The 23853-nt window shown below is 49.9% G+C and carries 21 protein-coding genes and 2 tRNA genes; 1 reads left to right on the forward strand and 22 read right to left on the reverse strand.

What is annotated here, in order from left to right:
* Nucleotides 1–211 precede the first annotated feature (211 nt).
* The 7 genes from rpsO to V1603_RS00120 all read right to left on the reverse strand — a co-directional run bounded on the left by rpsO (nucleotide 212) and on the right by V1603_RS00120 (nucleotide 7072).
* Complete coding sequence (rpsO, locus tag V1603_RS00090) at nucleotides 212–481, reverse strand: 30S ribosomal protein S15 (RefSeq protein ID WP_003861789.1); 270 nt, start codon at nucleotides 479–481, stop codon at nucleotides 212–214.
* Nucleotides 482–635: 154 nt separating this feature from the next.
* A complete protein-coding gene (gene truB / locus V1603_RS00095) occupies nucleotides 636–1586 on the reverse strand; it encodes a tRNA pseudouridine(55) synthase TruB (RefSeq protein ID WP_116342263.1) in 951 nt (316 codons plus the stop codon).
* Complete coding sequence (gene rbfA / locus V1603_RS00100; protein ID WP_041907887.1) at nucleotides 1586–1990, reverse strand: 30S ribosome-binding factor RbfA; 405 nt, start codon at nucleotides 1988–1990, stop codon at nucleotides 1586–1588. The genes truB and rbfA overlap by 1 nt, the downstream gene beginning before the upstream one ends.
* A 102-nt stretch (nucleotides 1991–2092) precedes the next feature.
* Nucleotides 2093–4780 (reverse strand): translation initiation factor IF-2, encoded by a 2688-nt coding sequence (gene infB / locus V1603_RS00105; RefSeq protein WP_116342265.1) that lies wholly within the window; start codon nucleotides 4778–4780, stop codon nucleotides 2093–2095.
* A gap of 24 nt (nucleotides 4781–4804) precedes the next feature.
* Nucleotides 4805–6307: a transcription termination factor NusA gene (nusA, locus tag V1603_RS00110; protein WP_014885374.1), complete on the reverse strand. Its 1503-nt coding sequence runs from the start codon at nucleotides 6305–6307 to the stop codon at nucleotides 4805–4807.
* Nucleotides 6308–6335: 28 nt separating this feature from the next.
* Nucleotides 6336–6788, reverse strand: a complete 453-nt coding sequence (rimP, locus tag V1603_RS00115) for a ribosome maturation factor RimP (RefSeq protein WP_014833432.1) — start codon at nucleotides 6786–6788, stop codon at nucleotides 6336–6338.
* 207 nt (nucleotides 6789–6995) lie between these two features.
* A tRNA-Met gene (locus V1603_RS00120) sits at nucleotides 6996–7072 on the reverse strand.
* Nucleotides 7073–7359: 287 nt separating this feature from the next.
* Between V1603_RS00120 and argG the strand changes: the two genes are divergently transcribed.
* A complete protein-coding gene (argG, locus tag V1603_RS00125) occupies nucleotides 7360–8706 on the forward strand; it encodes an argininosuccinate synthase (protein WP_395313362.1) in 1347 nt (448 codons plus the stop codon).
* Nucleotides 8707–8885: 179 nt separating this feature from the next.
* Here argG and V1603_RS00130 read toward each other — a convergent pair.
* From V1603_RS00130 to folP, 15 genes are all read right to left on the reverse strand, one after another.
* Nucleotides 8886–8972 (reverse strand) — tRNA-Leu (locus V1603_RS00130).
* A gap of 9 nt (nucleotides 8973–8981) precedes the next feature.
* Complete coding sequence (gene secG / locus V1603_RS00135; RefSeq protein ID WP_021242256.1) at nucleotides 8982–9314, reverse strand: preprotein translocase subunit SecG; 333 nt, start codon at nucleotides 9312–9314, stop codon at nucleotides 8982–8984.
* A gap of 207 nt (nucleotides 9315–9521) precedes the next feature.
* A complete protein-coding gene (locus tag V1603_RS00140; protein WP_395313363.1) occupies nucleotides 9522–10817 on the reverse strand; it encodes a M23 family metallopeptidase in 1296 nt (431 codons plus the stop codon).
* Nucleotides 10817–11653, reverse strand: coding sequence for an A24 family peptidase (locus V1603_RS00145; protein WP_233002720.1), 837 nt, complete (start codon nucleotides 11651–11653; stop codon nucleotides 10817–10819). Before V1603_RS00145 ends, V1603_RS00140 begins: the two co-directional genes overlap by 1 nt.
* 149 nt (nucleotides 11654–11802) lie before the next feature.
* Nucleotides 11803–12831, reverse strand: coding sequence for a type II secretion system F family protein (locus V1603_RS00150; RefSeq protein WP_395313364.1), 1029 nt, complete (start codon nucleotides 12829–12831; stop codon nucleotides 11803–11805).
* Entirely contained in the window at nucleotides 12815–14155 is a 1341-nt protein-coding gene (locus tag V1603_RS00155) for an ATPase, T2SS/T4P/T4SS family (RefSeq protein ID WP_395314012.1), read from the reverse strand. The genes V1603_RS00150 and V1603_RS00155 overlap by 17 nt, the downstream gene beginning before the upstream one ends.
* A 194-nt stretch (nucleotides 14156–14349) precedes the next feature.
* Nucleotides 14350–15078: a hypothetical protein gene (locus V1603_RS00160; protein WP_233002718.1), complete on the reverse strand. Its 729-nt coding sequence runs from the start codon at nucleotides 15076–15078 to the stop codon at nucleotides 14350–14352.
* Complete coding sequence (locus tag V1603_RS00165; RefSeq protein ID WP_233002717.1) at nucleotides 15066–15980, reverse strand: hypothetical protein; 915 nt, start codon at nucleotides 15978–15980, stop codon at nucleotides 15066–15068. The genes V1603_RS00160 and V1603_RS00165 overlap by 13 nt, the downstream gene beginning before the upstream one ends.
* Before the next feature lie 3 nt (nucleotides 15981–15983).
* Nucleotides 15984–16526 carry a pilus assembly protein gene (locus V1603_RS00170; protein ID WP_233002716.1) on the reverse strand — a complete coding sequence of 181 codons (543 nt, stop codon included), beginning with the start codon at nucleotides 16524–16526 and terminating at the stop codon, nucleotides 15984–15986.
* Nucleotides 16527–16537: 11 nt separating this feature from the next.
* Entirely contained in the window at nucleotides 16538–17995 is a 1458-nt protein-coding gene (locus V1603_RS00175; RefSeq protein WP_395313365.1) for a type II and III secretion system protein, read from the reverse strand.
* 13 nt (nucleotides 17996–18008) lie between these two features.
* The gene (locus V1603_RS00180; protein ID WP_395313366.1) at nucleotides 18009–18485 is read right to left on the reverse strand and encodes a TcpQ domain-containing protein; all 477 of its coding nucleotides are present in this window, start codon (nucleotides 18483–18485) and stop codon (nucleotides 18009–18011) included.
* Between the two features lie 27 nt (nucleotides 18486–18512).
* Nucleotides 18513–20465 (reverse strand): type II secretion system protein, encoded by a 1953-nt coding sequence (locus V1603_RS00185; protein ID WP_395313367.1) that lies wholly within the window; start codon nucleotides 20463–20465, stop codon nucleotides 18513–18515.
* An 80-nt stretch (nucleotides 20466–20545) separates the two neighbouring features.
* Nucleotides 20546–21259, reverse strand: coding sequence for a type IV pilus major pilin (locus V1603_RS00190; protein ID WP_395313368.1), 714 nt, complete (start codon nucleotides 21257–21259; stop codon nucleotides 20546–20548).
* A 408-nt stretch (nucleotides 21260–21667) separates the two neighbouring features.
* Nucleotides 21668–23005 (reverse strand): phosphoglucosamine mutase, encoded by a 1338-nt coding sequence (gene glmM / locus V1603_RS00195; protein ID WP_316379851.1) that lies wholly within the window; start codon nucleotides 23003–23005, stop codon nucleotides 21668–21670.
* Nucleotides 22998–23846, reverse strand: a complete 849-nt coding sequence (folP, locus tag V1603_RS00200) for a dihydropteroate synthase (protein ID WP_163329748.1) — start codon at nucleotides 23844–23846, stop codon at nucleotides 22998–23000. The genes glmM and folP overlap by 8 nt, the downstream gene beginning before the upstream one ends.
* Nucleotides 23847–23853: the final 7 nt, after the last annotated feature.

A 23853-nucleotide genomic window follows, 5' to 3' on the forward strand; every position in this document is an offset into this window, starting at 1 on the left:
CACCACCGGCGTGCTGTCGATTTAACCCGACCTTCTTCGCATCCTCGCGACTAATGACAACCGACACCCCCATGGGTGAAGCCTCTCATTAGCCGCGCGAACCTCTGCAATGAAGATCATTTATAGCAACAATACAATAGTTTCCATTGAATTGCTGCCGTCTGGTTGAAAAAAGGGGCCATCAGGCCCCCTTTTCTGAAACTCGCAAGACTTAGCGACGCAGACCCAGACGCTCGATCAGCGCGGTGTAGCGTGCAACATCTTTACGCTTCAGGTAGTCGAGCAGTTTACGACGCTGAGAAACCATGCGCAGCAGACCACGACGGCTGTGGTGATCTTTTTTGTGCTCTGCAAAGTGACCCTGCAGGTGGTTAATCTGTGCAGTCAGCAGTGCAACCTGAACTTCGGTAGAACCGCTGTCGTTAGTACCACGACCAAACTCAGAAACGATTTTAGCTTTAGCTTCAACGCTTAGAGACATTTTCAAACTCCAAAGTATAAAGAATGTAAGGGTGCCGATCTCTAATTCAGCGACCCCATGTACGCCCTGCAGATTGTTAAACAATTTACCGGACGTTAAGCGGCGATATTCTACTCGTCTCCCCTGCTTATCGCAAGGTGAGCCGTTATCGCCGTCACGCGTCGACCGGATATTCGACGACCAGACGACGCGGCGCAACGCGCCCTTCACCGTCCATTTCGCCCATACCGATGAATTTTCCTTCCTCACCTTCCGTCACGCGCACAAGCCCTTCCAGCGGTGCATCCGCCGTGCGAACCGGATTGCCGTTCTTAAAGTAAACGGACGATGTTAAAGGAAGATTAACTACCGGGAAGTCCGCAGCCGGACTGTCCATTGGCATCAGCAAAGGATCTAACAAATCTGCCGGCGCGATCCCCTGCGCTTCCGCCTGTTCAACCAGCGCGCGCAGCTGCTCAAGCGTCACCATGCGTTCCACCGGATACTTGCTGACCGCCAGACGACGCAGGTAGATCACATGCGCGCCGCAGCCCAGCTTTTCACCCAGGTCGTCGATGATGGTGCGAATATAGGTCCCTTTCGAACAGTGCACTTCCAGCTCAAGCTCATCGCCTTCGTGGCGAATGAACAGCAGCTCATACACGGTAATCGGACGGGCTTCACGCGGAACCTCGATGCCCTGGCGTGCATATTCGTAGAGTTTCTTACCCTGGTATTTCAGAGCCGAATACATCGACGGCACCTGCATCGTGTCACCGCGGAAGCTCTCCAGCGCCGCATCAAGCTGTTCAGCGCTGAAGGTCACCGGGCGCTCTTCCACCACCTGACCATCCGCGTCGGAGGTATCCGTACGCTGGCCTAGCTTCGCGATAACGCGATAACGCTTATCCGAGTCGAGCAGGTACTGGGAAAACTTTGTCGCCTCCCCCAGGCAGACCGGCAGCATACCGGTCGCCAGCGGATCGAGCGCGCCGGTGTGGCCCGCACGGTTGGCATTAAAAATACGCTTCACTTTTTGCAGCACGTCGTTGCTGGAGGCACCCTGCGGTTTATCCAGCAGCAGCACGCCATGCACGTCACGACCGCGACGACGAGGACGACTCATCAGTCCTCCTTGCTGTCGTCCGTCGGGTTAACACGACGTTCGTCGTCATGTTTCACCACGCTGGTCACCAGGTTGGACATGCGCATACCTTCAACCAGCGAGTTGTCGTAGAAGAAGGTCAGCTCTGGCACGATACGCAGGCGCATCGCTTTGCCGAGCAGAGAGCGGATAAACCCGGAGGCTTCCTGCAGTGCTTTAATGCCGTTTTTCACCGCCGCTTCGTCCTGATCGTTCAGGAAGGTCACGAACACTTTGGCATAGGCCAGGTCACGAGACATTTCCACGCCAGAGACGGTGGTCATCATACCGATACGCGGGTCTTTAATTTCGCGTTGCAGGATGAGTGCGATCTCTTTTTGCATTTCCTGCGCCACGCGCTGTGGGCGACCAAATTCTTTCGCCATAATAAATTCTCCAGACAAAAAAGGGGCTAAAAGCCCCTTTTAAAATTATTGCCGGGTGGCACGAGGCAATCCCGGCCTACATATGGACTGATCCCGACGGGATTAGTCGATGCTGCGTTGGATCTCGATGATTTCGAACACTTCGATCATATCGCCAACGCGAACGTCGTTGTAGTTCTTCACGCCGATACCACATTCCATGCCGTTACGGACTTCGTTAACGTCATCTTTGAAGCGGCGCAGGGATTCCAGCTCGCCTTCGTAGATAACCACGTTGTCACGCAGTACGCGGATTGGGTTGTGACGTTTGATGGTACCTTCGGTAACCATACAGCCCGCGATCGCGCCGAATTTCGGTGATTTGAATACATCACGCACTTCAGCCAGACCGATGATCTGCTGTTTCAGCTCAGGAGACAGCATACCGCTCATCGCCGCTTTCACTTCGTCAATCAGGTTATAGATGACGGAGTAGTAGCGCAGATCCAGGCTTTCCGCTTCGATCACGCGGCGAGCAGATGCATCAGCACGCACGTTGAAGCCAACCAGGATGGCGTTAGATGCTGCAGCCAGGGTCGCGTCGGTTTCGGTGATACCACCTACGCCAGAACCGATGATCTTCACTTTCACTTCGTCAGTAGACAGTTTCAGCAAGGAGTCGGAAATCGCTTCCACAGAGCCCTGAACGTCGGCTTTCAGTACAACGTTCACTTCGTGCACTTCGCCTTCGGTCATGTTCGCGAACATGTTCTCGAGTTTAGATTTCTGCTGACGAGCCAGCTTAACTTCACGGAATTTACCCTGACGATACAGAGCAACTTCACGCGCTTTCTTCTCGTCACGCACTACGGTCACTTCGTCACCCGCAGCCGGAACACCGGACAGACCCAGGATTTCCACTGGAATGGACGGACCCGCTTCCAGCACTTCCTGGCCCAGTTCGTTACGCATCGCACGAACGCGGCCGTATTCGAAGCCACACAGAACGATGTCGCCCTTGTTCAGGGTACCTTCACGAACCAGAACGGTAGCAACCGGACCACGACCTTTATCAAGGAAGGATTCGATTACCGCGCCGCTCGCCATACCATTGCGAATCGCTTTCAGCTCCAGAACTTCAGCCTGCAGCAGGATAGCGTTCAGCAGGTCGTCAATACCGGTACCCGCTTTAGCAGATACTGGGATGAACTGCGCTTCGCCGCCCCACTCTTCCGGCATAACACCGTACTGAGACAGTTCGTTCTTCACGCGGTCCAGATCGGCTTCTGGCTTATCGATTTTGTTGACTGCAACAACCAAAGGCACCTGCGCCGCTTTTGCGTGCTGGATAGCTTCAATGGTCTGTGGCATGACGCCATCGTCTGCAGCAACAACCAGTACAACGATATCCGTTGCCTGAGCACCACGAGCACGCATTGAGGTGAACGCTGCGTGGCCTGGGGTATCCAGGAAGGTGATCATGCCGTTTTCAGTTTCTACGTGGTAAGCACCGATGTGCTGGGTAATACCACCCGCTTCGCCGGAGGCAACCTTCGTAGAACGAATGTAGTCGAGCAGAGAGGTTTTACCGTGGTCAACGTGACCCATGATGGTCACAACCGGTGCACGCGGTTCAGCCGCAGCGCCAGTGTCACGGTCGCTCATTACTGCTTCTTCCAGCTCGTTTTCACGACGCAGGATAACTTTGTGGCCCATCTCTTCGGCAACCAGCTGTGCGGTTTCCTGGTCGATAACCTGGTTGATGGTCGCCATTGCGCCCAGCTTCATCATCGCTTTGATGACCTGAGAGCCTTTAACCGCCATCTTGTTCGCCAGATCGCCAACGGTGATGGTTTCACCAATCACAACGTCACGGTTAACCGCCTGAGCTGGCTTCTGGAAGCCCTGCTGCAGAGAAGAACCTTTACGCTTACCGCCTTTACCACCACGAACCGCTGCACGTGCTTCTTCGCGATCAGCTTTAGATTCAGCGTGTTTGTTGCCTTTCTTCGCCGGACGCGCGGCTTTTGCATTACGACCACGGCCACGACCGCCTTCTACTTCACGGTCGTTATCATCTTCAGCCTGACGCGCATGCTGAGAAGTGGTCACGTGATAGTCGCTGGTATCTTCAGTCAGTTCAGCGGTATTCACGCCATTCTTCTCGTTTTCTTCTGCCATACGGCGCGCTTCTTCAGCGACGCGGCGAGCTTCTTCTTCCAGCTTACGGCGGGCTTCTTCTTCCGCTTTACGCTTCAGCTCGGCAGCTTCATTTTCACGGCGGGCTTTTTCAGCCTGGGCGGTTTTGGTCATTTCGTCTGTCTGTTGATTGCTCACTTTGTCTTTTTCCGCAGCGTCACGCTTCACTTTATCACTGGCGTCGCGTTTCGCTTTTTCTGCGGCCTCACGTTCAGCTTTTAATTCTGCTTCACGTTTGGCGGCTGCTTCCGCCTCACGCTGAGCTTGTTCTTCCGCTTCACGCTGTGCCTGCTCTTCCGCGGCAAGGCGCTCTGCCTCTTGCGGATCACGTTTTACAAAGGTGCGCGTCTTGCGGACTTCAATTTGTACCGATTTACTTTTGCCACCGGTACCAGGGATGTTTAACGTGCTGCGCGTTTTGCGCTGCAGCGTTAACTTGTCAGGCGTAGAACCGTGTTCACGGTTCAGATGCGTTAACAAGGTTTGTTTTTCTTGCGCGGTCACCGAGTCATCAGCGGACTTCGGGATCCCTGCATCAGCAAATTGCTGTACCAGGCGGTCCACGGAGGTCTGAATCTCAGCAGCCAGCGATTTTACAGTTACATCAGTCATGCTGTTCCTTCCTGCTACAGTTTATTACGCTTCGTCGCCGAACCAGCAAATATTACGTGCGGCCATGATGAGTTCGCCGGCTTTCTCGTCGGTTAAACCTTCGATATCGGCCAGGTCATCAACGCCTTGCTCAGCGAGATCTTCCAGCGTACAAACACCACGGGCAGCCAGCTTGAACGCAATCGCACGATCAAGACCTTCCAGATTCAGCAGGTCATCAGCCGGCTTCTTATCGCCAAGGCTTTCTTCCTGAGCCAGTGCCAGGGTGGTCAGTGCGTTTTTAGCGCGTTCACGCAGGGCTTCAACGGTTGGTTCATCCAGACCGTCAATTTCCAGCAGCTCTTTCATTGGCACATAGGCCAGTTCTTCCAGCGTAGAGAAACCTTCTTCTACCAGAACAGTGGCGAAGTCTTCGTCAATGTCGAGGTATTTGGTGAAGGTATCGATCGCTGCATGGGCTTCAGCCTGATGCTTAGCCTGCAGGTCATCAACGGTCATGACGTTGAGTTCCCAGCCGCTCAGCTGTGACGCCAGACGTACGTTCTGACCGTTACGGCCAATCGCCTGCGCCAGGTTGCCCGCTTCAACAGCGATATCCATGGTGTGTTTGTCTTCGTCAACAACGATAGACGCCACATCGGCCGGAGCCATTGCGTTGATCACAAACTGCGCCGGGTTGTCGTCCCACAGAACGATATCAATACGCTCGCCGCCCAGTTCAGTAGAAACCGCCTGAACGCGCGCACCGCGCATGCCGACGCAAGCCCCGACCGGATCGATACGCTTGTCGTTGGTTTTCACCGCAATTTTCGCACGGGAGCCCGGATCGCGAGCTGCTGCTTTGATCTCAATGACTTCTTCGCCGATTTCCGGCACTTCGATGCGGAACAGTTCAACCAGCATTTCTGGTTTAGAACGGGTCACGAACAGCTGCGCACCACGCGCTTCAGGGCGCACGGCGTACAGAACACCACGAATACGGTCGCCCGGGCGGAAGTTTTCACGCGGCAGCATATCTTCACGCAGGATCACGGCTTCAGCGTTACCTGGCATCCCTTCGGATTTAATTTCCAGAGAGATGTTGTCGCGGTTCACTTTCTTCACCACGCCAGTGATGATTTCGCCTTCCTGATCGCGGAACTGATCGACAACCAGCGCGCGCTCGGCTTCGCGCACTTTCTGCACGATAACCTGCTTAGCGGTCTGGGTGGTGATACGGTCGAAGGTGACAGATTCAATCTGATCTTCAACGTAGTCACCCACGTTCAGACTTTCGTCTTCAAAACGTGCGGCTTCCAGGGTGATCTCTTTGGTCGGCTGGGTCACTTCTTCAACGATTACCCAACGACGGAATGTATCGAAGTCACCGCTTTTACGATCGATTTCTACGCGAACATCGATCTCTTGTTCGTATTTTTTCTTGGTTGCTGTAGCCAGTGCACTTTCCAGCGCTTCGAAAATTTTCTCGCGCGGCAGTGATTTCTCGTTGGAGACGGCTTCAACAACAGCCAAAATTTCTTTGTTCATCGCGGGCTTTTCACCTCAATCCAGACTGTTAAAAGTGGGGAACCAGGTTCGCCTTCTGGATATTACTCAGCGCGAACACTTCATCTTTGCCTTCGACTGTCACCGTGATCATTTCACCATCAACGGCTTTGATAATTCCCTGCCATTTACGGCGGTTCTGTACGGCCATACGCAGAACGAGAGCCACTTCTTCACCGGTAAAGCGCACATAGTGCTCGGCCGTGAACATCGGGCGATCCAGGCCAGGTGAGGAAACTTCCAGGTTGTACGCAACGGTAATTGGGTCTTCAACATCAAGAACCGCACTCACCTGGTGGCTGACATCAGCACAATCATCAACATTGATGCCATCTTCACTATCAATATAGATGCGCAGCGTCGATGTACGGCCGCGAACGAATTCGATGCCGACCAGTTCGTAGCCCAGTGCTTCGACCGGTGCAGTAATCATCTCTGTTAATTTTTGCTCTAATGTGGACAAGCCCACCCCCAAGACATAAAAAAAGGGCGTAAAGCCCAGTTATTCTGTAGTCAGATAACAAAAAACCCCGATAAATCGGGGCTTTAGATAACTGAACCCTATAGCCACAACTGTGGCCTGGAGCACTCTCCGAAAGAATTTTTTCAAATCCAGCTACGAAGGCTCTAAGTCTTCACAGTATATTTGAAAAAGAACTTTATGGGAAAGTGGTTGCGGGGGCCGGATTTGAACCGACGACCTTCGGGTTATGAGCCCGACGAGCTACCAGGCTGCTCCACCCCGCGCCTGAAACGTGGCAAATTCTACGCGTTTTGGACAGAATTTGCAAATAATGCTGGGATTTGGTACCGAAGACGGGACGTAAAATCGGCGTTTAGTATATTGATAGTTGACCCCACCTGTCAAGGCGACTTCCGCCAGACAGAACAGACCAAAATTTTTACAAAAAACGCACGAGTCTCTTCCGGTATTCGATAAAAGATGATTAAATGAATACTCACTTATTTTGCATAAAAATGCACAAGAGAACGAAAGCGGTCTCTAATCAGTCAATCAAGCAGGGTTTTATTCTATGACGACGATTCTCAAGCATCTTCCGGTAGGACAACGTATTGGCATCGCTTTCTCAGGCGGCCTGGATACCAGCGCTGCACTGCTGTGGATGCGCCAGAAGGGAGCGGTTCCGTATGCATATACTGCGAACCTGGGTCAGCCGGATGAGGACGACTATGATGCTATTCCTCGTCGCGCTAAAGAGTATGGTGCAGAAAACGCACGACTGATTGACTGCCGTAAGCAACTGGTTGCAGAAGGTATCGCGGCTATTCAGTGCGGTGCGTTCCATAACACTACCGGCGGCCTGACCTATTTTAACACCACCCCGCTGGGCCGTGCCGTCACTGGCACCATGCTGGTTGCCGCCATGAAAGAAGATGGCGTGAACATTTGGGGTGACGGCAGCACCTATAAAGGTAACGATATAGAACGTTTCTATCGTTATGGCCTGCTGACCAACGCAGAACTGCAGATCTACAAGCCGTGGCTGGACACCGACTTCATCGACGAACTGGGCGGCCGCCATGAGATGTCCGAGTTTATGATTGCCTGCGGTTTTGACTATAAGATGTCCGTCGAGAAAGCCTACTCCACCGACTCCAACATGCTGGGTGCGACGCACGAAGCGAAAGACCTGGAGTTCCTGAATTCCAGCGTGAAGATCGTTAACCCGATCATGGGCGTGAAGTTCTGGGACGAGAACGTGAAGATCCCGGCAGAAGAAGTGACCGTACGTTTCGAACGCGGCCATCCGGTTGCGCTGAACGGCAAGACCTTCTCTGACGATGTGGAACTGATGCTGGAAGCAAACCGCATCGGCGGTCGTCACGGTCTGGGCATGAGCGATCAGATTGAAAACCGTATCATCGAAGCGAAAAGCCGCGGCATCTATGAGGCTCCGGGGATGGCACTGCTGCACATCGCGTACGAGCGTCTGCTGACCGGCATTCACAACGAAGACACCATTGAGCAGTATCACTCTCATGGCCGTCAGCTGGGCAAACTGCTGTATCAGGGTCGCTGGTTCGATCCACAGGCGCTGATGCTGCGTGATGCGCTGCAGCGTTGGGTGGCAAGCGCGATCACCGGTGAAGTGACGCTGGAACTGCGTCGCGGTAACGACTACTCCATCCTGAACACCGTGTCGGACAACCTGACCTATAAAGCAGAGCGTCTGACCATGGAGAAAGGTGAGTCTGTGTTTTCTCCGGACGACCGTATTGGTCAGTTGACCATGCGTAACCTGGACATCACCGATACCCGGGAGAAGCTGTTCAACTACGTTGAGAATGGTCTGCTCTCCGCGAATTCCGGTAACGGTCTGCCGCAGGTTGAGAACCTTAAACATAGCGATAAGAAGTAATCGCTGATGTAACATGCAAAAGGCGCCCAATGGGCGCCTTTTTGTTTGGCTTTTGTAGGGCGGGTAAGCGCAGCGCCACCCGCCATTTTGCCCGGTGGCGCTGCGCTTACCGGGCCTACGAACGGCAAACGCTACAGACGAAAAAAAAGACGTCTTTCGACGTCTTTTTTCTGGAATATTGGTACCGAGGATGGGACTCGAACCCACAAGCCCGTTAGGGCACTACCACCTCAAGGTAGCGTGTCTACCAATTCCACCACCTCGGTACGGAATACTTACTGCGGGATATCGCTGGTTGGCTTAGCCGGTGCAGCTGGCTGAGTCTGCTCAGTTTTCGCTGGCGCGCTCAGATTTTCCCACTCACTTCCTTTACTGGTCTTGTTGCTGTTGATATTGCCCAGCACCAGACTGATGATGAAGAACAGCGTAGCCAGAATCGCCGTTGTGCGGGTCATGAAGTTCGCAGAACCACTTGAACCAAACAGCGTACCGGAAGCGCCTGCTCCGAAGGAGGCTCCCATATCAGCGCCTTTACCTTGCTGCAGCATAATCAGCGCTACGAGAGCGATGGCTACAATAAGGAAAACAACTAAAAGAGCTTCGTACATAATCAACCTGTTCCTTGCGGATTTGCCGCATACCAATGCTTCGACCAATTAGCAGGATTTTTGTTTCCCACTGAAGCGGGTGTGAATACTAACCAAAGCGAATGGCCTTCGCAAGGGCATTTTCGTTCCATTTTATCAAGTGAGGAAAAAACCATCAAAGTGATTTTTAAACGACCATAAAACAACGCTCTAAACCGGGAAACCTTATTATTTTGCTTTGGAATTAGCTTGATCGATCTTTTTCAGCCTGTACTTTCCAAATTTTTTCACGATTCGCCAGTCACCGTCATCTGTTTCAATGATCTCCTGGGGCGAATACATGGTCATTTTTCGCCCGGTTCGTACCCCAATTTGCACAGAATCCCCTTCCCCCGCGATCACCGCAATTTTCGGGGTCATATCGACAGGTTCGGGTGCCGGTACTGGCTCCGGTGCAGCACTCGTCTGCTCGATGGTCCGTTCACGTCTTTCACCAGCCGGTTCAAAAAGCAGCGTCATCGGGTCAAGCAATTTATCATCATGAATGATCTCAAGATGCAGGTGGGGCCCATCGGTGCGCCCCGTGTTACCCGACAACGCAATCACATCCCCTTTCTGAACATACTGATTTTTTATCATCAGCAGCTTATTAAGGTGCAAATATCGGCTGCTCCAGCCGTCGGGATGACGGATCGTCATATACAGACCGGTGACAGGCCCATATCCTGTTTCCACAATCATGCCGTCTGCAATAGACATGACTTCACTATTCAAAGCTGCACGAAGATCGACACCCTCATGACGCATAAACGTATGCACGATTGGGTGATAACGCATACCAAAAGGCGAGGTTACCACTGGCTCAGAGCGTAAGGGGAAGACGAACTGTTGCCCTCTTGCCTTTTGACTTAATAACGGTTTCCAGACCGGCGCAGGTGCGCTACTGGTTGGGATCGTGGAATTCATTACCGAAAACACGCTACTTACTGCCGCTCCCCCATCCACAGGAAGAATATCCTCGTCAGAGGAATCATCTGGCGCGACCTCAAGCGAGCCAGGTTCATCCGTTTTCACGATCAGTGAAGCAGGATCAAATGGCACAACGATAGGCTCGTCTTGTGGCTCCTCGGGTGGGGGAGCAATACTTTTTTTACAACTGATTTCCCCAAAATAATTTAGTTCGGTTGCGTGATTCCACCGTCCCAGCAAAGAGCGAATATAGCGCTGTGAAAAACAGTATTCAGGGCCATCGGCTTTCGGATGACGATGAAATATATGCTGTGCCGGCGGCAGATACGGTGCCAGCCAGGCGACGGTATCTGATACGGTGAGATAATGAATACGCTCAGGATCGTCATCACAGGTTGTTCGCACGGACGATTCATTCACCCGAAAAGCGGGCGAATGCGTTTTTGCGTTAAGTAACTGCGACAAGCCTTGATACGTCGTGTAATAGCACTCCGGTCCAATCGTCGAAGCGGGGTGCAAGGTTAACAGCACACCGGATAACAGCAGATAAGACATTATGTTAGCACCTCCATGTGCATAATGATGACAGCGGTAATTGCAATTGCGGGGCCGAAGGGAATATATCCCCCCGTGTTCTTTTTATTTTGTGAGCGTGTGTTTGAAATCCAGCGCACTAAAAAGAACACGGCACCCAGCGACGCCGACCCCAGCATTAATTGGCCAACATTATCGCTGCCAATCCACGCGGCGCAGGCCGCAAAGAGTTTAACGTCACCATTTCCAAATCCTTCCCGGCCGGTTACCCACGTAAATCCTTTTGCCATTATCCAGCTAAACGCCCAAATAAACGCAGCGCCAATAACGCTATCACGAGGGGAGACAGGAATAATGTTTCTGACAGATGCGATCAACCCAGCCCAGAGCAAAAAATATACGAGGCTATCTGGCAGGAGAAAGGTCTTCAGATCGATCATCGCCAGGGTGTAAAGCAGGCTTAAAAATAATGCCACAAACACAATTTGGATCAGGCTATGCTGAGGGTAATAGCAGAAAACCAGTAAGAAATAGCCGATCCCTATCAACGCTTCGCTCAAGGGATATTGAAACGGAATTGTGCTTTTACAGCAGCGGCATTTACCACGCAAGAACACCCAGCTTAAAACCGGAATATTATCCCACGGCTTAATGGGTGTCTGACAAAGAGGGCAGTGCGATGGCGGCCACCAAAGATTGACATTGGGCAATGTTTTCAACGTCTCGTCGTCAGCCGTCTCCCGGAAAAGCATGATTGGCAGACGATATATCACCACGTTAAGAAAACTGCCAATCAATAACCCTAAAACTAACGCCAGCCATGGGTAGTAAGGGGCGAAAAACGCTTCCAGGCGCATTTAAACTTCCTTATTAATTACAGAAATGCAACGTTTACGACGAGAACTCGACGTATATCGTAGAAGTATTTTCCGCGACTTTCGCCGATACGATCAACAATGCCAAATGGTTACTTTTCTCCGTAAAACCATTTGACATTGAAGTTTAATTAGCCACCAGCAGTTTTGGAGAGCGTATCCATCAGTGCGAACAATGAGATGAATACCCACACCACACATCCCCCCAGAATAACTGTCGCGAGGTTTTTTAATAAACCGGCCAGCTTTTTGATGTACTCCTGAATATGGTCGCGGGAACGATCGGACACCGAGCGTAATACCTCATTAAACGAGGGCAGTTCAGCATACAGACTGATGTTCAGCAATTCCTCTTTACCGAGTAGCCCTGTCGATAGCGCCTTACTGTAGTGGATCCCTTGCGCCATTTTGTCATTCATCACATCAATATGCCAACGTAACCAACGGTTGGCGTTAAGCCGTACAATATGTAAAGAGTCAGTAAGGGGGATGTTGTTACTGAGCATTAATGCAAGGTTATTCAGAAACACGGATGACGCGAGCTGTCTGTAAGTGGAAAATGGCAAAACTTTATCAAATATTTTATTACGCACGTTACCGCTCAAATTAGCCATGGCGAATTTGGCAACAAAGACGAAAATGATAAACCCCACCAGAATCTTCACCCATAGCCCTTGATACAGAGCGGTACCAAAATTATATAAATTCTGGGTTACGCCAGGCCATTTCTCCACAGGGACTACCGAGGCGAAAGCCGGGAAGACCTTTTGCGAATATCCCGCAATAACGATCAGTGACAGGCTTATCATTATGAGCGGGAAAATCAGGGCACCAACAATTTTTTTTCGCAGTTCGTCATTATATTTAATGACCGCTACCAGCGTCAAAAAACCATCGGCGAGGCTTCCGCTTTTTTCTGCTGCCGTAATCACGCTGAGCTCTGAGTTGGGTACGACATCAGAGAATACAGCAGACACTGAAACCTCCTGCTTCATTTGCAGGATAACCTCACCCAGCTTATTACTGAATCCTTTCCCCAGAAGCGTACGCCCTTCTGTTTGCAGCTTTTGCAATGAATCGAATAGCGGCAACCCTGCGCTAATCATATCGGCGCAAAACTGGTAAAGGTATAAACGCTGTTTTTTACCGAATTTTTTCAACGATCATCTCCAGATCTTCTTCAGTCATTTCGCCAAACTCCATGGCAAACCATGCGGCATCAATGCGCCCTTTCAGCACATGTGACATCACTTTTTCGCGGATTTCGAAACCTTCTGTCAAACCAGGCGCTGTAGCACGTTTTTTACGCCACAGCGTATAAACGTTGAGCCATTCTTGCCTGGAGATAGCAGCCAGCTCGTCATAGGTTGGCAGGAAGTATTCCATCGCCAGCTGTCGTCCTTTGATACCGCTCTGACGACATTGCTCACAGCCGCCTTCACCAGCGGTGTAAAGAGTAAACTCACGACCGGAAATGGTTTTTGTACCCATAACGGTCTTACAGTTTTCACACAGCACCGGCACCAGCTTCTGACACTGCAGCCCCGCGACGAACCCCGGAGTTGAGAGTTTGTCACTGCCGATCCCCAGAGCCGACATACGCTGCAGCAGCGAAACAATATTACCGGCGTGCACGGTGGTGAAGCAGTAGTGACCACTCTCTACTGCCCCTGCCAGCGCGTTAGCGGAAATGTTGTCTCGAATTTCCCCTACCATCAGGACATCGGGATCGCGGCGCAGGGCCGACTTAATAGCGGCATGGAAACCACCGCCAGAAACATCCACCACGGAGCTCTGCTTCGCGCCGTAAATCTGATACTCAACCGGGTCCTCTACCGTCAGAAAACAACCGCGATCTTCATAGCGGTTGATTTGCAGCCACTCCATCAGGTTTTTCAGAGTGGTAGATTTACCTGAACCCGTCGTACCCGCAATAACGTAAGCACCGTATGGGTTGCTGAGGATTTTTTTTAGATCCGCCACTTCCTCTTCAGAAATGCCGATTTTGACCAGCGAGCCGATATTCCCCTTCTGCAAACCTGAGGGAATAATACGCAGAACCGCATGGTAACAATCCGCCGTTTCACCAAATATCGGGAAGTGAGCATAGCGGAAGCGATATGGCTTACCGGACAAGTTGTAAAGAATGTTGGCGTTTTGCGGGATAGCACGGTTCCACGTGGTATCACGTGTCGTCGCTTCTACGTTGTAAAGCACGAACACCAGCTCATCGCAGAGTTGGGACTTAAGCTGCATGAACGGCATTAAAACGCCGTTTACGCGAGCCTCAAAGAGTGCCAGCACATCGTTACGCGTAATGTGTAAATCACTTGCGCCCATGCTAACCACGCGCTGAAGAATCGCTGCCAGCCGCTTCTGTGTATCGGTAATATCGATGTTTTTATTCGCATCGCTGAGCAGCTTCAATGAGACGTGCTCAACGATACGGTAATAGTCTTCTTCAGCGACAAGCGCCAGGCCCATGACCTGACGTTTGTGCTGAGAAATCAGCCTCGACACCTGTATCTGATATTCAAATAAGCTGCCGATACTGAGCGTACTCACCACGAGGTAATCGTGCTCCTCGACCGTAGCCGTGAAACCGATCCCTTCGAATTCCTGGTAAGTCCATTTTCCAGCGAGCAATTCGTCGGCTGATATACGCGTAAAATCCAATGTCACTGCACTGCTTCCTCTGCCATTACAACTGACTTCCTGTCTTTAGCGAGCTTAAACTTTCTGCCCCCCACATCGAACGTTTCGCCCGGGCGAACATAACGAAGCGTATCTCCGCTCTGCACCGCAACGCGATTTGTGCCACCGATATCGGCTTCCAGCACCACACGCGGCATGACAATCGCTGCAGCGACTGGCGCCTGCGGCTTGGATACCGCTGCCGGGGCTTCAACCCGCGGTGCAGCCTTCATCTTGTCTTCGCCACGGAGTTTACGAATCTGGCTGCGAAGTTTTTCAAGCTCCACCTCGTTAGCCAGTTTTCTGCGCTGCTGTTCAAAGGCGTAATCATCTTCAACAATTGACGCCAGCTGATCCTGGACTGACGCTGTATTGGCCGCGTCTTCCTGCTTAGCTTCTTCTGACTGCTTTTCAGTTGTTTGAGGCTTAATTTTGTTCTTTTTCTCACCAGCCGGTGGGGCTGATACCAGGTTTGGGGCAGCCAGCGCAGGCTTTTCAGCCGCCTTTTGCTGAGCAGTTCTGGCCGGAGCTGACACGAGTTTTGCCTTAGCATCGTGAAGCTCTTTTTTCATTGCCTCTGCGCCAGTTTTCACGAGAACGGGCTGCGTTTTATTTGCCGGAACCTGCGGTAAGTCAGTTGTCGGAGCGGCTTCTGCGCTCCCAACCAAAAACGTTAACGCACTGGCCATTACCATCGATTTTACTTTTTGCATACCAGTCCTCCTGAAACTTTCATTCCTTTGTTTTTCGTCTCTAATTTATTAACAATAAAAGCATCGCGATACGCTTGCTTATAAAGTAACAACTGCATGTTCGTCATATCGTCTGATGATAATGCACTCTCACCTGATTTTATTTCCAGCTCCCATTTACCTACCTGCAACCCATAATTTTTCACTTTCCCAGAAAGCGTGGATTCAAGGTCACCAAGGCTGGATCCGGGCATTTTTTTAATCACAATCTGGCCAATATTTTTACCATTTTTACCCTGACCTTTAACCATCGAGTTGAAGGTCATAATATAAGAAACCACATCGCTACATGCGTGTAATTCAAGTGGTTTCTTTTGGTCATAAGCTTCCTGGTACTTATTTTTATTCAGACGTGACTCTATCTTATCGTACTGGAAATCCATCTTATTTTTTGCGGATGAGTTCCCTTTCCCTTTTGCAATAACTGTAGGTTTATACCATTTACCCCAGAAAGATTTTTCCGGCAAAACCCATAAAGCCCCTTTATTAAAAGTATAACTAAACTTGCAGGATTTGTTATCACAGTAAAACGCATATTTATCCTTCGGGATGATCTCAAGTGTCTTATCACTTCTTTTCATTTCATCAAGCAATAATACAGTCTCATCAATACCACCGCCGGCCAGAGAACTTGTGTAGAAACTCTTAACCTTTGCGATATCATCCCGCAGTTTTTGGGCAGCCTGCTGTTGGCGTGCAATCGCCTCTTCTTTCGCCTTCGCTTCTGGAAGCATGACGAAGTAATACCAGGCTCCCGCGCTGCCGCCGACGATAAGAATAAGAACAATCAAAATCCCTATAATCAGCTTTAGCTTTGAAACCGTGCCGTTTTTATCTTTCCAGAAATACATTCCTTCCAGCATACGTTATCCCGTCACAAAAAAATGAAGCAACAATGCCAAAACAGCCAAAAGCGCAACACCGCCAGAAAAAATAGAACCGATGATGATACGACGGCGTCGCTTCAGACGCGCCTGTCGAGCACAGCAGCGCTCGACAACGGCAGTAATCTGAGTCTCTTCCAGAGGCGTGACTTCCAGATGACTGTACTCATCGGTGTGCTTCATTAACTCATCAAAAAGCGCTTTGTTGATAAAGCAGTCCGTTCCGCTGACGATCCGACCGTCATTAATAATCAGAAAATATGTCGCCTGATTAGATTCATGAGAGAAATAAATCCCATCTCCATAGAGCTCTTTTACATAAAGTGCAAACGGCTCGTAGAGCGTGGAGATCCTGGTGCTGTAACCAATGGCCAACTCTCCAGCAGAATCTTTATAAACCAGACGCCGATAGGCTTTCATCATCCCGCGGAATGAGGCCTGCTCCGCCGGTTGCAAGTGCTCCAGGCTTTGAGGCTCCCAGTAGAGCCCGGTTAATATGTTATTCTTGAATAAAATATCATTCATCGCGAAGCCACTTATTCACCACGTGAAGTAATTGGCTGACGATAATAGTCAACCCCGATTACCATCAGGACCGTTGCGACGCCGTCTGAGTGAGTGTCATTGGCCCCCAACACTTCATACTGGAGTCCATCTTTCGATGCCTTCGCTTCAAATTTGCCTACAACCAGTAAGTCTCCCGGCTTGATAATGGAAGAGTTAAACGACTCGGTAGTGCTGACGTTTGGCAGCTGTACGTCTTCATACTCGTCAATAGAGTTGAGGAAGCGCTTGGTGAAACCGCTGACCACTTCGATACGACCATCGGACAACACGCGCGGGGTGATGATAAAGCTGGTACCGGTGACAATTTCATCAGTATTAATTTCAACGTTTACTTCACCGGTATCATCCGTTGTACGCGTTCTTCCGGATACATAGTATTGAGACTGCGTCATGTTGACCGGAATCGCCATATTGTTGCGCGTGATGAATGAACCACTTTGCAACGATTCACTACCCGTTAATTTATATAACGCATCCAGGCCCGTACTGATATCAACATGGCTGTTCTTCCAGCCCGCGGTGATACCGCCGCCCAGGTTATTCAGGATACTGCTGCTGATATTGATGGTGTTATGTGCATCTGCAAAATTAAGATTTAAACCGCCGCCCAGATTCTTCTCTTTTGTTTTATCAAGTAAATAAATGCGATACGTGACAATAAACTGACGGCTGTTATCCGCTTTATATTTATCCAGCGCTTTGCTCAATGCCTCATGTTCAGATGGACGTGAATTCACCATCAGAATTGAAGAATCCTTAAACAGGGTGTAGTTACCGGACGTGACGTAGTTTTTCGCCATATCTTCCACGTCATCCCAGAAAGAGGACTCAAACTTCGTCTCGGATTTTCCGGTCAGGCCGCCACCAGACGTCGCTTCGTTACCTGACAGATCCAGGTTCGTTTCCGTTTTGTTATTTTCGCCATAAAAGTCAAGACGCATAACATAGGTATCGAAGACGTTAATTTTAAGAATGTTGCTGGCGTCCAGCGCGGTGCTGACGTCATAAAGCGAATCGATATACTTCATGAAGTCTTCGAAGTTGCCGTCGAACTGCACGGAGCGTGGCGTGTCCCACGAGTCATCGGTGCTTGCTTTTTTCTCACCCATCGCAGAGGCGTTAATACGGAAGCTAATCCCGGTTTGTGCGGAAACCACCTCCATCAGAGCCGACAGCGTGGTAGGCTCATAGGAGGTAATTTTCACATGTTTGCCCATTACCTTCTGCTGTTCAACGCTGTACTGTACTTTCTTGCCTAAATAGGCAGAGTCATACTTAATATAGGGCTTGGTCTTCGCGTCATCAATGGTGGTTGAATCGGAAGTATTTTCTGTAATCTTTTTGGGGATGTCGTATTTTTTTTCTAAATCGCTTACGCATCCTTGCGCAAGGAAAGCCAGCAATAAGATACCTGTTTTCAGTTTCATGGGTTCCATCCACTTACATTTCATCAATAACGATAACGTGGTTTTTTTCGTATTTCTTAACGACTAAACCGTAATTTTCAGAGAAAAAGAGTTCACCTAACGACTGTAAAATGTCGTCATCACTTTTCCCACTCAGGGTAATAGTATTGTAAATCAGATAATCTTTTTTACTGTTCCAGAACAGTTTGTAATGGTTGCCTTCAGACCACTGTTTTAATGCCTGGCTTAACAATATGTTTTCCGGCAGCACCAAAGAACGTGCCCCAGACGTTGCGGGTACCGCTGTCGCTACGGGCGCCATCGGGACATAAGCTGACGATACACCATTTTCTTCAGCAAAAGGGTTGCGTGGTGTCGCAGCGCCCGCAGACGTCGTAGTATTCGCAGCCAGTGTCACTTCGTAAGAGGTGTTCATTGATGCATAGGTATTACTCACGCAGCACAGTAATATGCCTGCTACAATCCATTTATTGCTGTTAATAATATTCATATTATTTATATTCCATTATATCAAAAGTTATTCATAATGCTGTGTGTCGATTAAATCTTCTGGTGTACCACTTTGTGGAATCGTGCTACACCATTTTGTAATGGTATAAGAAACAGTATTTGGATTGAGAATATTCATACCTTCCCCCGTAGTGGCGCTATACATGCCCATTGTTGCACTCACTATCCACACATATTTTGTATTTTGATAGATATAGTGCTTGCCAGCTGTTCTATTCGGCGCTGTCTTGGGCCCGTTAGGTGTAGTATCTTGCTCTGCAAATTCAACCTGGACAGCAATTCCTCCAAACATTCCTACAGGGTATTTATCTTGCAACATTGCTCGGTTTTGTTCTGGTACGGAAAAGCCCCAAGGTCCTGAAGGATGGCTGTCATCAGGCTGGGGTTGAGCAGCAATGGAAGAAATAGATGCCGCTAACCGAGGATAAAGTTGTCGCGTATATTTAAATTTCCTGATGTTACCTTCATCATCCAGAACCGGTTGCCCATCACCGTCGATAAGGGTAAGTTCCTGCTCCACTTTTGGACACGTTTGGACAGCGTAGCGGTACCCCCCTTCATTGGTTGGGACCCGACCTTCATAAGCAAAATCATTGTATTCCACATATGATGGTTGCTTTTCACTATCAGGTAATTCTTCGCCATCAAACGTGTGGTCTAAGTTCGTGCCATAACCCATAGGGGCACCGTATTCGACAGAAGGTGGCGTAACTAATTCATAGGCATCGTAATGCTCAGAAAAGTAAGTGCGACTACTAAGAGGTGCCTGGGTGTCTACGTAAGGGTTAGCTGAATCAACTCTTTGATCGTCTAGAGCATATTCAGCTATGTGAGTTCCACCGTACATTTCATTGATTGTTAAAGGGACCGGATTATTATTTTCATCAAAGACTAACCAACCACTGCCAGCTCTTTTGAATATCGCAACTTTTGTACTCGTATTTTCCATGACAAGGTTCGCTTTCAGGGTGCCTGCCATATCATTATTTCTGGTGTTGTCCGGATCCGTCATGGTAAGGTCCAGAACGGTGTCCTCGCCATGTGCGCCTGTTCCCGCATTATCGTCGTAGCACAGCTTCACGCCGCTATCGCCGCGGGCCCAACAGACCTTGCCGCCGGCGTTGCTGCTATTGCCCGAATTATCGTTAGTATCAATAGTAAAACGCACGCCAAACTCGTCTTTCTTGTACTGATCCAGTGCGTCAAGGTTGCTGGCCATGCTGCTCAGCTCAATCGGCGTTTTTTTATCTTTCTTATTCAGAACCAGCTGCCAGTTCGATGAACTGTTGGTGCGGTGCACAACCATCGCATGCGATACCGTAAAACCAGCTTTTGAAAACGCCTCGGTAAAATGGGGCGCGAAATCGGCAAAATGATAATCGGTGTTTACTTCTTCTTTTTTGAACCGAACGATCGTATCAATGCGATTGATATCGAATTGACGATCGGAATCTTTATCCCCCCCCGCAAAACCCACGCGATCAATTACCGCAGTAGAGTTGGTTGCCACATTGCGCATAAAACAGGGCAGATACTCTTTTTCAAACGCAAAAGTTGATTTCAGCGATGATTTACAGTTGCTGCTTAAGAACAGATAGCGCTGCTGTTTGGTTTTATTATTGTCATCACCCCACAGATAATAATTATCCTTGCTGCCCGTGTCGGTGGCATCAATTTCATTCGTAATGCGCGTATGATAAGCATCATACTCACTCTTTTCATCGCTATAGAGTGGGCTGTCAGTTTCGTTTTTCTCGCCAACCAACGCAATGGTGTCATCATCAATAAATTCCAGTACCCCCTTCATTTCCTCAGCAAGGGCGTCGGCGACATTCTGCTGAGCGATGTTCTCGGCTTTTTTCCGCGCATAATGCGTGTACATCACCATAACGCCGCCAGCAATAGCCAGCACGATAATGATTTCCAGCAAACTGAAGCCTGAATCCTTTCTGAAGCGCATCGTTCAAGTCCTGTTTAAGCAATCAACAAAGCCCCCCAACAGCAGGGGGGCTCACTAAATAATAAGTATTAAGTACTTAATTATTTGCTACCGAAGATCACGCCGTTAGCTGCACCTTCGCCATCACAGATTCCGGATGCAGTGATGTCGGCAGCAGAGATTTCGCCAGAGACCAGGGTTTTCAGGATTGCGCCAGATTTAGCAACGCTCAGGTTACGACCGTCAACGCTCGCAACGGTAGCACCAGCATTTGCACCGGTATTCAGCGCTTCAACGTAATCCCACTGGTTACCCATTTCAGAGATCAGGTTACGACATTCTTCCGTTTCCAGGCCGTTAACAACCAGCACAAATGCTTTGTTCTGAGAGCTGGTATCATCCAGTTTTGCACTGGTGATCTGGAATGCATCGTTGGAAATGCCGTTGAAGGATTCGTCAGGAGAAATTTTACCCAGTTTAACCAGAGTAACAATTGGCGTATCCAGGTCAGATTTAGAAATGGTAGATTTGGTCAGACCAACAATACCACCTTTATCATCTGGATAGCTGCCTTCATCTTTAAAGGCTTCAGTCATAGAAGTACGAATGCTGTTTGCGTTGTTCTGAATATCAGACAGATCCTGTGCGGTGAATGCACGCTGTGCCAGAATGACAACGCCCGCAGCGATAACACCGATGATACCCAGCACAATGATGATTTCCAGCAGGGTTACACCGCGCTGTTTACGCATCTCCTGTAATTTCGCAGCCTTGCGATTCAATTTTCCTTTCAGATTCCAAACCATGGTGTTCATTCTATTTCCCTTAAAATTGTTTTAATTCCCAAGACCGTTCCTGAGAACGCAGCGCATTATAGGAATGCACATCACGTTTTTATAGCCCCATATAGCCACTATAGGAATATATTTAGACCCAGAAATATAATGCAGATAAAATTTATTTATACATAATAGTCAAACGAAATCTTCTTAATTCCGCTTTAAGAGAAATTAAAATTGATATAATGGAAAAATAGAAAATGGGCATGGTTTTGAAACACATATTATTGAATATGCATCTTATTATTAATAGTTACACTTTTTCACAAAGCTTTCAATGTTAATATATTAAGAATTGAACCAACTTCGCATAAATATTCCCATTCACAATATAAATAAAAAGGGCGATATTCATCGCCCTTAAATATAAAAAGAGTGGTTTAATTATGCAATTTTCACGGCATCCGCGATACGGTGCGCAAATTCAGTGACCTGCGCTTCGTCTTCACCTTCCACCATCACGCGGATCAGCGGCTCGGTACCTGACTTACGCAGCAGCACGCGCCCACGGCTGCCCAGAGCCGCTTCAACGTCAGCCATTACCGCTTTCACATTGTCATTTTCCAGCGGGTCGCCTTTACCGGCAGTGAAACGCACGTTCACCAGAATCTGCGGGAACATTTTCATCCCGCTGCACAGGTCGTGCAGGCTCATATGGTTGCGCGCCATCGCGGCAACCACCTGCAGCGCGGCTACGATACCGTCGCCAGTAGTGGTTTTGTCGAGCAGGATCACGTGACCAGAGTTCTCGGCACCAATACGCCAGCCTTTCTCCTGCAGTTTTTCCAGCACGTAGCGGTCGCCCACTTTCGCACGAACAAATGGAATACCGAGCTGTTTCAGCGCCAGCTCCAGACCCATGTTGCTCATCAGCGTCCCAACCGCGCCACCGCGCAGCTGGCCCTGGCGCAGGCCTTCACGGGCAATGATGTAGAGGATCTGATCACCGTCGACTTTATTACCTTCGTGGTCAACCATGATCACGCGGTCACCGTCGCCGTCCAGGGCAATGCCCAGATCGGCTTTTTCCGCCAGCACGCGCGCCTGCAGGGCACGCACGTCCGTCGCCCCGACTTCTTCGTTAATGTTCAGACCATTCGGCTCGCAGCCGATGGCGATGACTTTTGCACCCAGCTCGCGGAACACATTCGGAGCGATGTGATAAGTTGCGCCGTTTGCACAGTCCACCACAATTTTGAGGTGCGCCAGGCTCAGCTCATTCGGGAAGGTGCCTTTACAGAATTCGATATAACGGCCCGCCGCATCGACGATACGGTTCGCTTTACCCAGCTCAGCGGAATCAACACAGGTGATCTCTTTTTCCATTTCAGCTTCAATGGCCTCTTCCACTTCGTCCGGCAGCTTGGTGCCGTCAATGGAGAAGAACTTGATACCGTTGTCGTAAAACGGGTTATGAGACGCCGAGATCACAATCCCCGCTTCTGCACGGAAGGTGCGCGTAAGGTAGGCAACAGCAGGTGTTGGCATTGGGCCTGTAAAGGAAGCTGAAAGCCCGGCAGCCGCCAGACCTGCTTCCAGCGCAGATTCCAGCATATAGCCCGAAATACGGGTATCTTTACCAATAATGATCTTACGTGAACCATGACGCGCCAGTACCTTGCCAGCAGCCCAGCCGAGCTTCAGAACAAAATCAGGGGTGATTGGAGCATCGCCTACGCGCCCACGGATACCATCGGTACCAAAATATTTACGATTACTCATAGCGTTTGTTTTCCTTCGCTGCCAGTGTGGCTTCCACCACACGCATGGCTTCTACTGTTTCTTTGACGTCATGGACACGGATAATGTGCGCGCCTTGCATCGCCGCAATTACCGCGCAGGCCAGGCTGCCACTCAGGCGCTCCCCCGGTCCTACATTCAGCAATTGCCCAATCATCGATTTCCTCGACATCCCTACCAGCAGCGGCAGGTCAAAATGATGAAATTCCGATAAGCGCGCAAGCAACGCATAATTGTGTGAGAGATTTTTACCGAAACCGAACCCTGGGTCGAGCAGCAATTTCTCTTTTGGGATGCCTGCACGCTCACAGCGTTCAATATGCTCAATAAAGAAGCGATTCACCTCGGCAAAGACATCATCATACTTCGGTGCTTCCTGCATGGTTTTCGGTTGCCCCTGCATGTGCATCAGGCATACCGGCAGGCCGGTTTCTGCAGCGGCCTCGATCGCTCCCGGTTCGGTCAGCGAGCGGATATCATTAATAATGTGAGCACCCACTCTCGCCACTTCACGGATCACTTCTGGTTTGGACGTATCGACGGAGATCCACACCTCGAAACGTTGCGCGATGGCCTCAACCACCGGCACCACGCGCGCCAGCTCTTCTTCCACCGAAACATCTGCCGCGCCGGGACGCGTCGATTCACCGCCAACGTCAATGATGGTGGCACCCGCGTTGATCATTAAATTTGCGTGCTTAACCGCGTCGATAAGCGTGTTGTGCGTGCCGCCGTCAGAGAAGGAGTCAGGGGTAACATTCAGGATCCCCATCACATGCGGATGTGAAAGATCGAGATGCGAGTCCTGGGCGAAGAGTTTCATGGTTAAA

The sequence above is a fragment of the Enterobacter sp. ECC-219 genome (genome assembly GCF_043966805.1).
In the GTDB taxonomy this organism is placed as follows: domain Bacteria; phylum Pseudomonadota; class Gammaproteobacteria; order Enterobacterales; family Enterobacteriaceae; genus Enterobacter; species Enterobacter cloacae_N.

What these genes read in the sequence shown, in the direction of transcription:
- rpsO (WP_003861789.1), bottom strand. Translation starts at nt 481, where the DNA reads ATGTCTCTAAGCGTTGAAGCTAAAGCTAAAATCGTTTCTGAGTTTGGT.
- truB (WP_116342263.1), bottom strand. Translation starts at nt 1,586, where the DNA reads ATGAGTCGTCCTCGTCGTCGCGGTCGTGACGTGCATGGCGTGCTGCTG.
- rbfA (WP_041907887.1), bottom strand. Translation starts at nt 1,990, where the DNA reads ATGGCGAAAGAATTTGGTCGCCCACAGCGCGTGGCGCAGGAAATGCAA.
- infB (WP_116342265.1), bottom strand. Translation starts at nt 4,780, where the DNA reads ATGACTGATGTAACTGTAAAATCGCTGGCTGCTGAGATTCAGACCTCC.
- nusA (WP_014885374.1), bottom strand. Translation starts at nt 6,307, where the DNA reads ATGAACAAAGAAATTTTGGCTGTTGTTGAAGCCGTCTCCAACGAGAAA.
- argG (WP_395313362.1), top strand. Translation starts at nt 7,360, where the DNA reads ATGACGACGATTCTCAAGCATCTTCCGGTAGGACAACGTATTGGCATC.
- secG (WP_021242256.1), bottom strand. Translation starts at nt 9,314, where the DNA reads ATGTACGAAGCTCTTTTAGTTGTTTTCCTTATTGTAGCCATCGCTCTC.
- V1603_RS00140 (WP_395313363.1), bottom strand. Translation starts at nt 10,817, where the DNA reads ATGTCTTATCTGCTGTTATCCGGTGTGCTGTTAACCTTGCACCCCGCT.
- V1603_RS00145 (WP_233002720.1), bottom strand. Translation starts at nt 11,653, where the DNA reads ATGCGCCTGGAAGCGTTTTTCGCCCCTTACTACCCATGGCTGGCGTTA.
- V1603_RS00155 (WP_395314012.1), bottom strand. Translation starts at nt 14,155, where the DNA reads ATGGGCCTGGCGCTTGTCGCTGAAGAAGACTATTACCGTATCGTTGAG.
- V1603_RS00160 (WP_233002718.1), bottom strand. Translation starts at nt 15,078, where the DNA reads ATGCAAAAAGTAAAATCGATGGTAATGGCCAGTGCGTTAACGTTTTTG.
- V1603_RS00165 (WP_233002717.1), bottom strand. Translation starts at nt 15,980, where the DNA reads ATGCTGGAAGGAATGTATTTCTGGAAAGATAAAAACGGCACGGTTTCA.
- V1603_RS00170 (WP_233002716.1), bottom strand. Translation starts at nt 16,526, where the DNA reads ATGAATGATATTTTATTCAAGAATAACATATTAACCGGGCTCTACTGG.
- V1603_RS00175 (WP_395313365.1), bottom strand. Translation starts at nt 17,995, where the DNA reads ATGAAACTGAAAACAGGTATCTTATTGCTGGCTTTCCTTGCGCAAGGA.
- V1603_RS00180 (WP_395313366.1), bottom strand. Translation starts at nt 18,485, where the DNA reads ATGAATATTATTAACAGCAATAAATGGATTGTAGCAGGCATATTACTG.
- V1603_RS00185 (WP_395313367.1), bottom strand. Translation starts at nt 20,465, where the DNA reads ATGCGCTTCAGAAAGGATTCAGGCTTCAGTTTGCTGGAAATCATTATC.
- V1603_RS00190 (WP_395313368.1), bottom strand. Translation starts at nt 21,259, where the DNA reads ATGAACACCATGGTTTGGAATCTGAAAGGAAAATTGAATCGCAAGGCT.
- glmM (WP_316379851.1), bottom strand. Translation starts at nt 23,005, where the DNA reads ATGAGTAATCGTAAATATTTTGGTACCGATGGTATCCGTGGGCGCGTA.
- folP (WP_163329748.1), bottom strand. Translation starts at nt 23,846, where the DNA reads ATGAAACTCTTCGCCCAGGACTCGCATCTCGATCTTTCACATCCGCAT.